A 12,313-nucleotide genomic window follows, 5' to 3' on the forward strand; every position below is an offset into this window, starting at 1 on the left:
CCAAATAGTAACCACGATTTCTGGAGCGCTTTTGTCGTCCGAGACTGTGACAAAGATAAAGCTGGATATGACAGACTTGAACGATGAGCACTTTGACCGCCGGTCGATACCGACAGCAGCGGTAGAAGAGCCCTGGATCGGGACTGATAGTTGGAAATTCCGGAAACTGGACTGGCCGCAAGACGGGCCGGAAGATGACGCTCGGGGCTCTATCCTGTTCATGACGGGGCGGGCGGATTTTTACGAAAAATACCTGGAAACATTCCACGACTTCCATATTCGGGGCTGGAACGTCACCTCGGTTGATTGGCGCGGGCAAGGCGGCTCCGGACGGTGCGGACCGCATCCACATGTCGGCCATATTGATGATTTTGGAACCTGGGTTGGTGATCTGGAAGCTCTGTTTGCCGATTGGCGCGCCAGTCATCCCGGGCCGCATATAGTGATTGGCCATAGCATGGGCGGGCATCTGGTGTTGCGTGCGCTGACCGAGCAGCATATCCTCCCGGACGCGGTTATTTTGAGCGCGCCGATGCTGGCCCCCGCCGGTGGCGGAATGCCGGAATGGACCGCGCAATGGATTGCCAAATTCATGTGCGTCATCGGCCGCGCCAAACGGCGGGCCTGGAAACCGAATGAAAATCCACTGGAACCCTATGTGCCCCGGCAAGCTCTGCTGACCCATGATGCCGATCGTTATTCCGATGAGTTTTTCTGGTTTCGCAAGCGGCCCTTTGTCCGATTGGGTCCGGCAAGCTGGCGCTGGGTTGAGCGAGCCTATGCCTCGACACGGTTGCTGCGCAATCGGCAAAAATTGATGCAGACGGATGTTCCAACCCTTATACTGGCGGCGTCAACTGACGAACTGGTTGATCATCCAACAATCGAGCGTGCGGTGCATTTGATGCCCAGGGCCGAGCTGAAACTATTCGGTCCGGAATGTGCTCATGAAATTTTCAGGGAAGTTGACGCTGTGCGCAACGTTGCGCTCGCGGCCTGTTTTGCGTTTCTCGATCGGGAAGCAGCTAAACAATGAAGCAATTTGATGTCGTTATAATCGGTGCCGGGATAGCCGGTGCCAGCATCGCTTCGGAAATCGGTGCCGATCGCTCGGTGCTGCTGCTCGAGGCCGAAGACCATCCCGGTTACCATTCGACCGGTCGTTCTGCTGCTTTCTGGACGGAAAGCTATGGTGGGCCGCTGGTGCAGCCGCTGACCTCCGCCTCGCGGGCATTTCTGGACAATCCGCCAAGGGAATTTTCACCATCAGGGTTTCTCGGCCCGCGCGGCGCCGTCAACATTGCCCGGGATTGCGAACAAAATCTGGTGGATGAGTTTCTGGCAGATTTTGCCGACAGTGGTCTCGCGATGGAGCGCTGGGAATGGGAGCAAACCGCTTCCCTTGCACCTGGTCTTAAGCCGATATGGAAACACGCGATCCACGAACCGGATTGCCGAGATATCGATGTCGCAGCGCTCCACGCGGCCTATCTCAAAGACGCCAGGCGCAGGGAGGTCGAATTGGTTTGCCGGGCACCGGTGACCCAGATTGAAAAAATGGACCAGACCTGGACATTAATTGCTGGCGGAGAAACTTATCATGCGGGGGTGCTGGTCAATGCAGCCGGGGCCTGGGCCGATACCATTGCCCGGCTGGCGGGCGCGAAACCGATCGGCATCCAGCCGTTTATCCGCAACATGGTCCAGATTGAAACCGACCCGCCATCATCGTCGGACATGCCGCTCGTTGTCGGGCTGGATGGCAGTTTTTATTTCAAGCCTGATGGGAGCGGTAGCTATTGGCTCAGCCCGCATGATGAAATACCATCCGAGCCGGCGGACGTCGCGCCGGATGAGCTGAGCGTGGCGATCGCGATCGATCGGTTTGAAAAAGTCATGGATGTAGAGGTCAAGCGGGTTAGCCGGAAATGGGCTGGCTTGCGAAGTTTCGCGCCGGACCGTTTGCCCGTCATAGGATTTGATTTTGCCGCTGACGGATTTTTCTGGTTCGCAGGGCAGGGCGGTTTCGGTATCCAGACCGCCCCTGCTGCTGCAAAACTGGCCCGTTCCTTATTGCTGAAACAGCCGCTCGATGACAGCCTGCATGCGATCGATGCCGACCTCTATAAGGCTTCGCGTTTTTCTTAGGAAACATCGTTTTACAACAGGATCATTGCACTGGCAGTCTTATGGCTTATTGTCGCTCACATCCAACAGCAGGAGAGCATCAAAATGGCACATAAATTTGAGATTTGGAAAGACAAGAAGGGCGAATTCCGGGTTCGCTTCAAATATAATAGCGAAGTCATTTTCTCGACCGAAGGCTATTCCAGCAAGGCCAGTGCAAAAAATGCGATCAGCTCGATCCTGAAAAACGGACCGGCTGCCGAAATTGAAGATAATAGCTAGTAACTATTAAGATTGCGGGCGGCGTTGATCGCAGCGTCGCTCGCCAATTGATCGGCGCGCTCATTGTCGGCGTCCCCGGCATGGCCCTTGACCCACTGCCATTCGATCTGATGGCGGTCGACGGCCTTTAACAGGTCTTGCCAGAGATCGGCGTTCTTGACCGGCTTTCGGGCGGCGGTCCGCCAACCGTTCTTCTGCCAGCCGAAAATCCATTTGGTGATACCGTCTTTCACATATTTGCTGTCGATCGACAGCTGTACCCGACATGGCCGCTTCAGGCTGTTGAGCGCCTCGATAGCCGCGCGCAGTTCCATACGGTTGTTGGTCGTTTCCGGTTCGCCTCCGGAAATCTCTTTTTCCTTATCACCGAAGCGAATCAACGCGCCCCAGCCCCCCGGACCGGGATTGCCCTTGCACGCGCCATCGGTTGCGATTTCTACGGTTTGTAATTGAGTCATGAAGTGAAAATATCCGGGTGAGTCTGATAATGTCGCAGACGGTGGAGAAAGGCCTGGGGGTCTTTGCGCGTGACCATCGCATCGGCCGGAGTATTGATCCAGTCATAAGCCCGGGTCAGCAGAAAGCGCAGCGCCGCGCCGCGCGCCAATAAGGGAAGCGCGTCACGTTCCGCATCGCTGAGCGGGAAGGTTGATTCATAGCCAGCGATCAATGCGTGCGAAATGTCATCGTAAAACTCTGTGCCATCTTCGGAAAAGCACCAGGCTGCGTGGGTCACGGCCAAATCATAGGCGCGGATGTCGGTGCAAGAGAAATAAAAGTCGATCAGGCCGGTCACCCGGTCATCAAGCATCAGGACGTTGTCGGGAAATAAATCCGCATGAATGGCTGATCGAGCCAGATCATGAGGCCAGTGCTCATCCAGTTGGTCAAGCTCTTGAGCAACCGACTTCGCCAGCCCGGGAGCAATCCTGTCGAGCTGCTCCGGACCACATTGTTCCGCCAGCGTCCGCCAGCCGTCATGGTCCATGCTGTTTTGGCGTTCCTGATCAAAATTCGTCAGCGCGTCATGCATCGTGCCCAGCGCCTGTCCCGTAGCCTGGGCCTGGGCAGCTGTTGGACTGCTCACCGAGACGCCGGGCAGAAAGGTAATCAGACAGGCGCTGCGGCCGCATAGCGAGTGAATTTTCTGACCGTCCCGGTCGGCAATCATCGGTGGCACCAGACAGCCACGCTCTGACAAATGATCGAGCAAAGCGATAAAAAACGGCAGGTCGGCCGGGTCGACGCGCTTTTCATAAAGGGTCAGAATATATTTGCCCAGCGTCGTTTCCAGCAGATAATTGCTATTTTCGACACCTTCGGCAATGCCTTTCGCGGACACGAGAGTGCCGACATCGAAGCGGGTGAGGAACTGACCGATTTCCTCTGCGCTGACCTTCGTATAGACGGCCATCAGGCTGCTTCTAAACCGCGCGGAAGTTTGAAGACCATGCTTTCGTCGGCGGTCTTGACCTTTTTCTCTCTTATGTCGAAATGCTCTGCGAGCAGGTCCGCGACTTCGCGTACCAAAATTTCCGGTGCCGAGGCTCCAGCGGTCAATCCCAGCGTGTTGACACCTTCCAGCCAGTCCAGATCAATTTCATCGGCGCGCTGGATCAGCTTGGCTGTCGCGCCTCCGCGTTCGGCGACCTCGACCAGACGCAGGCTATTGGAGCTATTCGGTGCGCCTATGACCAGAACCAGTTGGCAGATTTCCGCTATTTTTTTCACGGCATCCTGCCGATTGGAAGTGGCGTAGCAAATATCTTCGCCTTTTGGCCCGACAATATTGGGAAAACGCGCCTGCAGCGCATCGACAATGGCGCGCGTATCATCGACCGACAAGGTCGTCTGGGTCAGAAACGCCAGCGCTTCGGGATCTTCCGGTTTGAGCGCGTGCACATCGGCCAGTGTTTCCACCAAAGTCATACGGCCATTTTCGACCTGTCCGAATGTACCAATTACCTCTGGATGATTGGCGTGGCCGACGAAGATGATATGCCGCCCGGCTTGCGTTTGTCGTTCCGCCTGACGATGTACTTTGGATACGAGCGGGCAGGTCGCATCAAGATATTCCAGTCCGCGCTCTTCCGCTTTATGCGGGACAGCTTTGGGAACGCCATGAGCCGAAAATACTACCGGGACACCGTCGGGTACCTCGTCCAGTTCTTCGACAAATATTGCGCCGAGTTTCTTCAATTCATCCACGACATAGCGGTTGTGGACGATTTCGTGCCGCACATAGACCGGTGCGCCATATTTTTTGATCGCCAGTTCGACGATTTTTATCGCCCGGTCGACGCCAGCGCAAAATCCGCGAGGCGCTGCTACAAGCAAGTCAATCTGCCGTTTTTGCTTATCTGAATGAATCATGTTCATGCCCTTAGGGAATAACTGGACCGGCGAAAAGCCCGTCTGTTCATCTTATGGACGGTTGCACCGCATTAAAGGCACAGATAAGGGTTGCGAAATTTTTATCGATGCGCATGGAGCCTATGTGTGTTGCCCGTGATCAAAGGCAAGGATTGAGAATGATGACGAATGGCCGGTTGAAAAAAGTTATTTTGGCGGCGGTCACTGTTTTGGCTGTTAGCGGATGTGCAAAAGAAGGCGCGCTCGATGTCAGTTCAGGCGTGGGCGTTTCTGTCACCCGGACCGGCTGTCCCGCCGTTGCGGTACCGGATCATACCGGTGATATCACCATCTTTGATCCCGTCGGTAGCACAAATGCCAGCGCCATCGATATTGTCGCGAATATCACCAATGTTCGCTCTACCTGCAACAGCGAAGGCGCGCGGATATACTCTGAAGCCACGTTCGACATTTACGCCACGCGTACCCGTCCAACGGGTGCTCGTACGGTCACCATCCCTTATTTTTCAACGGTTGTGCAAGGCGGCACGGCGGTGGTCGCCAAGCGGGTTAAAAATGTCACGCTGCAATTTGCCGACGGTCAATATCGGGCAACGGCTTCGGGCAAGGCTGGTGCCTATATTGACGCGAACGCGGCCCGCTTGCCAGATGATGTGGTGGAGCGCCTGACCCGCAAGCGTAAGCCTGGCGATCCCGATGCAGCCCTCGACCCGCTGGCCGATCCAACCGTTCGTGCAGCTGTCGCGCGGTCTTCGTTCGAACTGCTTATCGGTTTTCAACTGAGCCAGGCACAGTTACAATATAACGCAACCCGATAGGGTCGCCCGAATTGAAAACTAACCGCGCCTGATCAAGTCGGGCCCCTGTTCCTATGACGAATTGAACCAATCATGCTGTTCCACATTTTTCAAAAGCATATTGATGCTATATTGGATGAATTGACCGAAGCGGAAGTTCTTCCGGCCGGAATCGATCGTTCGAATGTCACGCTAGAGCCGCCCCGCGATCCATCGCACGGTGACCTGTCGACCAATGCGGCGATGGTGCTGTCAAAGGCGGCGGGCACCAAGCCGCGCGATCTGGCAGAGAAAATCGCGGAAAAGCTTAGCGCGCTGCAGGATGTGCAATCGGTCGAGATTGCCGGCCCGGGGTTTATCAATCTGCGCGTGACAGCATCGGTGCTACGGGGTGAGCTGCTTGATATCAACAGGCGGGGGCCAGAATATGGCCGTTCCGACAAGGGCAAGGGTGTCACCGTCAACATCGAATATGTATCCGCCAATCCGACCGGACCGATGCACATGGGCCATTGCCGTGGTGCCGTTGTCGGCGACGCCCTGGCCGATTTGCTTGAGGCGGCCGGCTACAAGGTGATCCGCGAATATTATGTCAATGATGCGGGATCGCAGGTCGACACGCTCGCCCGTTCGGCCCATTTGCGCTATCTGGAAGCGCTGGGCGATGATATCGGAACAATCCCCGAAGGGCTCTATCCAGGGGACTATCTGAAACCCGTTGGCGAAGCTTTGGCCGCAGAATTTGGTGACAAATACAAGGGTGCGCCGGAATCCGAATGGCTGCTTGTTTTCCGCAAGGCGGCGGTCGCGAAGATGATGGACATGATCCGTTCGGATCTGGCTCTGCTTGGCATCCGGCATGATGTCTTCTCTTCCGAAGCCGAACTGCACGAAGCGGGCAAGGCGGATGCCGCCGAAGCGGAGTTGCGCTCCCGTGATCTGGTTTATGACGGGGTGCTGGAGCAGCCCAAGGGCAAGGTGATCGACGATTGGGAAGCGGTCGAGCTGCCGCTGTTCCGTTCCACGCAATTTGGTGATGACCAGGATCGCCCGATCAAGAAATCCGACGGTCGCTGGACCTATTTTGGCGGCGATCTGGCCTATCATTTTCAAAAGGCGCAATCGGCAGATGAACTGATCGATATCTGGGGCGCCGATCACAGCGGCACGGTCAAGCGGATCAAGGCGGCGGTCGCGGCGCTGACCGGCGGCAAGACCAAATTTGATGTGAAGCTGGTCCAGATGGTGCGCCTGCTGCGCAACGGCGAACCGGAAAAAATGTCCAAACGGTCTGGCAATTTTGTCACCATTGCCGATATGGTCGAGGAAGTCGGCAAGGACGCCGTTCGTTTCACCATGCTGACACGCAAGGCCGATGCCCAGATGGACTTTGACTTTGCCAAAGTCATGGAAGCCTCGCGCGACAATCCGGTTTTCTATGTGCAATATGCCCATGCCCGGATTCAGTCGACCTTGCGCAAGGCGGCTGATGAAGGGGTTACGCCCTCGGCCGACTATCTCGACCGGCTGGGCGAAGAGGAAATGGACCTCATCAAGATGGCCGCGCAATTCCCGCGTATTGTCGAGTCCGCAGCGGCGTCGCGTGAACCGCACCGAGTCGCATTCTATCTGAACGATCTCGCAGCCGCTTTTCACGGCTTTTATAATCTCGGCAATGATCGGCCTGAGAAGCGGATCATAATGGTTAATGACCCGGAAATGACATCGGCGAGGCTTTTCTTAGCCAAGAATATCGGGCAGACTATCAAGAATGGTCTCGCCCTGATGGGGGTCGAGGCGGCAGAATCGATGTGATCAGCCTTTTGGCTTACGGAGCGTATAATGTCAGATACCAACAGCGACAGTCTTGATCTGGACGACGAAGATCGTTTGCCCTGGCTGGAATCAGCCGATGATTATGACGAGGACGGAGAATATTCCCCGGTCCGGGTGGCGCTGTTCGTCGGCGCTGGTTTGCTACTGCTCGCGGCGATTGTCGGCGGCATTTACTGGTTGCAAAATCGTGATGGTGGCGGACTGGACGGAACCGGCGAGCTGATTGCTGCGCAGGAAGGCGACTATAAGGTTCGCCCGGATGATCCCCAGGCAAAACAGTTTGAGGGCGAAGGCGATGCCAGCTTCGCGGCCAGTGAAGGAAAGGACACGCCCGCTCAATTAGGCGATCCGGTAGAAAGGGAAGCGCCGATCCGCAAACCGGATGTTGCGCCAGCCACAGAAAATGCGGAATCTGCTCTGATCCAGCTTGGTGCATTCAGTTCAGCCAGTCTCGCGGACAGAAGCTGGGCGGGCTATGCGCGGCGTTTTGAATCGATCGGTTCGCTACCGAAAAAGATTCTTCAAGGAACCGTCGATGGCGGCACGATTTACCGGCTGAATGCGGTGGCGCCAAGCCGTGAGGAAGCGCAGGAGATATGTAATAATCTGAAGGCGGCTGGGGAAAGTTGCCTCGTCGTTCGCTAGATTTGAAGCAATAGATGGTTGAAGCGCTGTGGATAACGGCGCTTTCGCCTTTACCCGGCCTTGAATCGGGGCGAATATAAGACATGTTGCGTGAGAAGACATTAGCATGGCCATGACACCGGCGGTTTTTGGAATTGCGGGCCTGAGCCTAAATGCCGACGAAAAGTCGTTTTTCCGCGACAGCGACCCTGCGGGCTATATTATCTTTGGCCGGAATATCGAGAGCAAGGCCCAGTTGCGGACGCTCACCGACGAACTTCGTGCGATCCATGGCCGTGACGATCTGGCAATATTGATTGATCAGGAAGGTGGTCGTGTTGCGCGGATGCAGGAACCGGTCTGGCCCAAATTCCCGGCGGGAGAGGTGTTCGACAAACTCTATGATATTGCACCGGCCACCGCGATCGAAGCAGCCCGTTATAATGCGCAGGCGATTGCCGTCAGCCTGAACGAAGTGGGAATTACCGTCGATTGCCTGCCGCTGCTTGATGTCCGCCAACCGGATGCCGACAATGTCATCGGCGACCGCGCCCTCGGCAGTGAACCGATGCGGGTGGCGGCGCTTGGCCGGGCCATTCTGGATGGTTTGCAACGTGGCGGTGTGGTCGGCGTGGTCAAGCATCTTCCCGGTCACGGCCGGACCAGCGTTGACACTCACAAGGCTTTGCCAACCGTGACGGCCAGCGACGAAGAGCTGCAGCTCGATCTGGCCCCGTTCCAGGCACTGAACAAGGCCCCGATGGGCATGACCGGGCATTTGCTGTTCACTGCATGGGATACAGAAGCGCCTTCAACGCTGTCGAAAACCGTCATTCAGGATATTATCCGCGATCGGATCGGCTTTGACGGTCTGCTGTTCACTGATGATCTCGATATGGAGGCGCTCTCCGGGACCGTTCCCGAACGCGCTCGGCGGGCTCAGGAGGCTGGCTGTGATATTGCTCTCAACTGCTGGGCCAAGATGGACGATATGATCGGTATCGCTGAACATCTGACACCGATGTCAGACAAAACGCAGCAGCGACTGGATCTGGCCATGGCGACCATTGCCGATACCAGGGATACTGATTGTGGAGACGAACTGGCTGGATTGCTGGAGCGGCGTGATCAGCTCTTGGCTGCGGTGACATGAGCGAGGAGCCAAAAGACGAAGGTTTCTTTTTTCCTGCTGAACCGGTGGTTTCGGACGAGGGCGCGCTGACCCTGAATATCGACGGCTGGGAAGGGCCGCTGGATTTGTTGCTTGCCCTGGCGCGCAATCAGAAAGTCGATTTGCGCGAGATATCGATCCTCGAACTGGTCCAGGAATATCTCAAATATATCGCCAGTGCCCAGACGCTGCGTCTGGAGCTGGCGGCCGATTATCTGGTCATGGCGGCCTGGCTCACATATTTGAAATCCGGTCTGCTATTGCCCAAAGATCCGGAAATTGATCCGTCCCCCGAAGAACTGGCGCTCCGCCTGCAAATGCGGCTGGAACGTTTGAATGCGATGCGGGAATCAGGCTCACGCCTGCTGGCGCGGGACCGGATTGGGCGGGATATCTTCATGCGTGGTGCGCCGGAAGGTTTGCGGATAGTGAAGGAACGGCAGTGGCAGGCCGAATATTATGACCTGATTGCCGCCTATTCCCGGGTGAAGGTGCGCAGTGCCCCTGCAATTCACGTCGTCAAGCAGCGCATGGTGATGACCCTGGAGGACGCGCTCGCGAGGGTGTCGCTGATGCTGGGCGAAGCGATTGACTGGATGGATATAAGAGATTTTCTGCCGCCCGGTGCATCGCCGGAACTTCGCAAATCGGCGCTGGCTTCAAGTTTTCTCGCGACACTGGAACTGGCCCGGCAGGGCAAGCTGCAATTGCAGCAGGAAGAGAGCTTTGCACCGCTCAGAATCAAGGCGACTAATAATGGATGAACATGATCAAGAAGATATCAGTCTGATCCGGCCGGAACCCGAAACGGCGGATATTGGCAAACGCGCGATCGAGGCGACTTTATTTGCATCGGAAAAACCGATGACCATTGCTGATATCAAGGCCTATGTTGGGGAGGAACTCGACATTCGGCAGATATTGACCGAGTTGCAAGCCGATTACGCGCATCGCGGGATCATCCTTGTGAAAACGGGAGACCGATGGCATTTTCAGACTGCTCATGATCTGTCGCATCTGTTGCGCCGCGAACGGGCAGAACTGCGCAAGCTCAGCCGGGCCGGCATGGAAACGCTCGCCATTATCGCCTATCACGAGCCGGTCAGTCGCGCGGAAATCGAGGCGATCAGGGGCGTTCAGGTGGCAAAAGGTACGCTCGACGTGTTGATGGAAGCGGGATGGGTACGTCCGGCGGGCCGTCGCGAAGTGCCGGGGCGACCGCTAATTTATGCCACCACGGCGGAATTTCTGACTCATTTCGGCTTGCAGAGCCGTAAGGACCTGCCTGGCATTGACGACCTGAAAGCCGCAGGATTGCTGGACCCTGTTGATTTTGCGATGGAGCAGATGGAACTGGAAACAGAAGCGGAAACGCAGGCGGACTACGAATTGGAGGAAGCCGCGGCGCAAGAGATTGCAGATGATGATGGTGTTTTGCTGGAAAACGAAATCGAAAGCGCTTAAATAGGGCTTATAAGGAGAATATCGCATGCAACCGAGTGTTTGGCAGATTTTAATTGTAGCGGCGCTGGTTCTGATTCTGTTCGGCCGCGGCCGGATTTCCGAAATGATGGGGGATGTGGGCAAGGGCATCCGTTCGTTCAAGCAAGGCATCACTGATGAGGAAGCGAGCGCAGCTAAACCGACCCCCAAGATTGACAGCAAGACCGACGATGTGTCGGCAGAGACCAGCAAGACCATCGACAAAACGGCTGGTTGATCGGGCTGGCCTTCACTATTCAGGCCGCATAGACCATGTTTGACCTTTCTATTTCCGAGATCGCGATTATCGCGATCATTGCTACTGTCGTCATCGGCCCCAAGGAATTGCCCCGAGCGCTGGCAACGGCCGGCAAGTGGATGGCGAAGGCGCGCGGTGTGATGGCCAATTTCCGTACCGGGCTTGATGCCATGGTTCGCGAAGCCGAGCTTCAGGAAATGGAGAAGAAATGGGCGTCCGAAAATGACCGGATCATGCGCGAGCATCCGGTGCTTCCCGATGACAGCGTCGCAGAAGCGCCGAGAATGGAACCGCTGGACGGATCGGCCGCGGATGTGCCTGACATTGTCGATGACCGGCCCGACTTGCCGCCCGAGGCTGATCCCAAGCCATGAACGACCAGAGCAAACCGGATCTGGACGAAAGCAAGGCACCGCTGATCGAGCATCTAATCGAGCTGCGTCAGCGGCTGTTATGGTCGGTTGCGGCGCTGGTCGTCGCGTTTCTCATCAGCATATTTTTTGCCGACGAGATTTTTGGTATTTTGGTCCAGCCGCTCACCGATGCCTTTCCTGCCGGTGAAGGCAGGATTATCTACACCAAGCTTTACGAGGCCTTTTTTGTCGAGATCAAGGTGGCGATGTTCGCGGCCTTTTTTCTCGCCTTTCCGATCATTTCAAATCAGCTCTGGGCCTTTGTCGCACCAGGGCTTTATAGCAACGAGAAAAAGGCATTTCTGCCCTTTCTCATTGCCACGCCGCTGTTGTTCATAGCGGGCGCATCGCTCGCCTATTTCGTCGTCATGCCGACTGCGTTCCGGTTTTTTCTGGGGTTTGAAGGGCAGGTTGGTGGGCTGACCCAAGAAGCCATGCCCGCGATGGGTGACTATCTCTCCCTGGTCATGCAGTTCATTCTGGCATTTGGGGTGTGTTTCCAGCTCCCGGTGCTGTTGCTGCTGCTCAACCGGGCAGGCATTGTTTCCCGCCAGCAGCTAAAAGGCTTGCGTCGTTACATGATCGTTGGTGCGTTTGCGCTGGCCGCGATCCTGACTCCCCCCGATGTTGTGTCGCAGCTGATGCTCGGTATTCCGCTAATCCTGCTCTATGAGGTCTCGCTGGTGATCATGTGGTTCACCGATCGAAAAAAGCGCGAAATCATCGCGCCCTGATTTTCTATTGGGGGTTGCTAGGCTTGAAATTAGAGCGATTGAGGGCCTGTCTGGCCAAAAGGCGTGACAGGCCCCTGATCAATGGCTTCAATCAATCGCGTCCTGGCCGGCTTCACCGACCGATTCAATATCCCGGCCAACGCCTTTGACGGTGGCGCAGGCGCTGAGCAGGAGCATGGATGAAATCATGATTGCTGCGGTAAATTTCTGCATCT

16 protein-coding genes are annotated in these 12,313 nt (G+C 56.1%); 12 read left to right on the top strand and 4 right to left on the bottom strand.

Features of this window, described 5'->3' with window-relative positions; all coding sequences use genetic code 11:
* The first annotated feature begins 67 nt into the window (after window positions 1–67).
* The 3 genes from ACN0WX_RS12450 to ACN0WX_RS12460 all read left to right on the top strand — a co-directional run bounded on the left by ACN0WX_RS12450 (window position 68) and on the right by ACN0WX_RS12460 (window position 2,409).
* On the top strand, window positions 68–1,036 hold the full coding sequence (locus ACN0WX_RS12450) for an alpha/beta fold hydrolase (RefSeq protein ID WP_417622655.1): 969 nt from the start codon (window positions 68–70) through the stop codon (window positions 1,034–1,036).
* Window positions 1,033–2,148, top strand: a complete 1,116-nt coding sequence (locus ACN0WX_RS12455; protein ID WP_417622656.1) for an NAD(P)/FAD-dependent oxidoreductase — start codon at window positions 1,033–1,035, stop codon at window positions 2,146–2,148. Before ACN0WX_RS12450 ends, ACN0WX_RS12455 begins: the two co-directional genes overlap by 4 nt.
* A gap of 84 nt (window positions 2,149–2,232) precedes the next feature.
* On the top strand, window positions 2,233–2,409 hold the full coding sequence (locus ACN0WX_RS12460) for a YegP family protein (protein ID WP_417622657.1): 177 nt from the start codon (window positions 2,233–2,235) through the stop codon (window positions 2,407–2,409).
* On the opposite strand, the gene rnhA is transcribed toward ACN0WX_RS12460, so the two are convergent.
* Genes rnhA through ispH form a run of 3 tightly spaced genes read right to left on the bottom strand, consistent with a single transcriptional unit; the run spans window position 2,406 to window position 4,782 of the window.
* Complete coding sequence (gene rnhA / locus ACN0WX_RS12465; protein ID WP_417622658.1) at window positions 2,406–2,867, bottom strand: ribonuclease HI; 462 nt, start codon at window positions 2,865–2,867, stop codon at window positions 2,406–2,408. The two genes, ACN0WX_RS12460 and rnhA, sit on opposite strands and share 4 nt — an antisense overlap.
* On the bottom strand, window positions 2,864–3,823 hold the full coding sequence (gene thrB / locus ACN0WX_RS12470; protein ID WP_417622659.1) for a homoserine kinase: 960 nt from the start codon (window positions 3,821–3,823) through the stop codon (window positions 2,864–2,866). Before thrB ends, rnhA begins: the two co-directional genes overlap by 4 nt.
* The gene (ispH, locus tag ACN0WX_RS12475; protein ID WP_417622660.1) at window positions 3,823–4,782 is read right to left on the bottom strand and encodes a 4-hydroxy-3-methylbut-2-enyl diphosphate reductase; all 960 of its coding nucleotides are present in this window, start codon (window positions 4,780–4,782) and stop codon (window positions 3,823–3,825) included. Before ispH ends, thrB begins: the two co-directional genes overlap by 1 nt.
* A gap of 158 nt (window positions 4,783–4,940) precedes the next feature.
* On the opposite strand from ispH, the gene ACN0WX_RS12480 reads away from it, so the two are divergent.
* From ACN0WX_RS12480 to tatC, 9 genes are all read left to right on the top strand, one after another.
* The gene (locus ACN0WX_RS12480) at window positions 4,941–5,600 is read left to right on the top strand and encodes a hypothetical protein (RefSeq protein ID WP_417622661.1); all 660 of its coding nucleotides are present in this window, start codon (window positions 4,941–4,943) and stop codon (window positions 5,598–5,600) included.
* A gap of 69 nt (window positions 5,601–5,669) precedes the next feature.
* Window positions 5,670–7,394, top strand: a complete 1,725-nt coding sequence (gene argS, locus ACN0WX_RS12485; protein WP_417622723.1) for an arginine--tRNA ligase — start codon at window positions 5,670–5,672, stop codon at window positions 7,392–7,394.
* Between the two features lie 27 nt (window positions 7,395–7,421).
* A complete protein-coding gene (locus ACN0WX_RS12490; RefSeq protein WP_417622662.1) occupies window positions 7,422–8,060 on the top strand; it encodes an SPOR domain-containing protein in 639 nt (212 codons plus the stop codon).
* Between the two features lie 112 nt (window positions 8,061–8,172).
* Window positions 8,173–9,192 (top strand): beta-N-acetylhexosaminidase, encoded by a 1,020-nt coding sequence (gene nagZ / locus ACN0WX_RS12495; RefSeq protein WP_417622724.1) that lies wholly within the window; start codon window positions 8,173–8,175, stop codon window positions 9,190–9,192.
* Window positions 9,189–9,974, top strand: coding sequence for a segregation and condensation protein A (locus ACN0WX_RS12500; protein ID WP_417622663.1), 786 nt, complete (start codon window positions 9,189–9,191; stop codon window positions 9,972–9,974). Before nagZ ends, ACN0WX_RS12500 begins: the two co-directional genes overlap by 4 nt.
* A gap of 100 nt (window positions 9,975–10,074) precedes the next feature.
* Entirely contained in the window at window positions 10,075–10,674 is a 600-nt protein-coding gene (gene scpB / locus ACN0WX_RS12505; protein ID WP_417622725.1) for an SMC-Scp complex subunit ScpB, read from the top strand.
* A gap of 25 nt (window positions 10,675–10,699) precedes the next feature.
* Window positions 10,700–10,930, top strand: coding sequence for a twin-arginine translocase TatA/TatE family subunit (locus ACN0WX_RS12510; RefSeq protein ID WP_417622664.1), 231 nt, complete (start codon window positions 10,700–10,702; stop codon window positions 10,928–10,930).
* Between the two features lie 35 nt (window positions 10,931–10,965).
* On the top strand, window positions 10,966–11,325 hold the full coding sequence (tatB, locus tag ACN0WX_RS12515; RefSeq protein WP_417622665.1) for a Sec-independent protein translocase protein TatB: 360 nt from the start codon (window positions 10,966–10,968) through the stop codon (window positions 11,323–11,325).
* Window positions 11,322–12,098: a twin-arginine translocase subunit TatC gene (gene tatC / locus ACN0WX_RS12520; RefSeq protein WP_417622666.1), complete on the top strand. Its 777-nt coding sequence runs from the start codon at window positions 11,322–11,324 to the stop codon at window positions 12,096–12,098. The genes tatB and tatC overlap by 4 nt, the downstream gene beginning before the upstream one ends.
* A gap of 87 nt (window positions 12,099–12,185) precedes the next feature.
* Here tatC and ACN0WX_RS12525 read toward each other — a convergent pair whose 3' ends face one another.
* A complete protein-coding gene (locus ACN0WX_RS12525) occupies window positions 12,186–12,287 on the bottom strand; it encodes an entericidin A/B family lipoprotein (RefSeq protein WP_417622726.1) in 102 nt (33 codons plus the stop codon).
* Window positions 12,288–12,313: the final 26 nt, after the last annotated feature.

Origin of the sequence: Parasphingorhabdus sp. (assembly GCF_048269915.1) — a bacterium.
Lineage (GTDB): Bacteria > Pseudomonadota > Alphaproteobacteria > Sphingomonadales > Sphingomonadaceae > Parasphingorhabdus.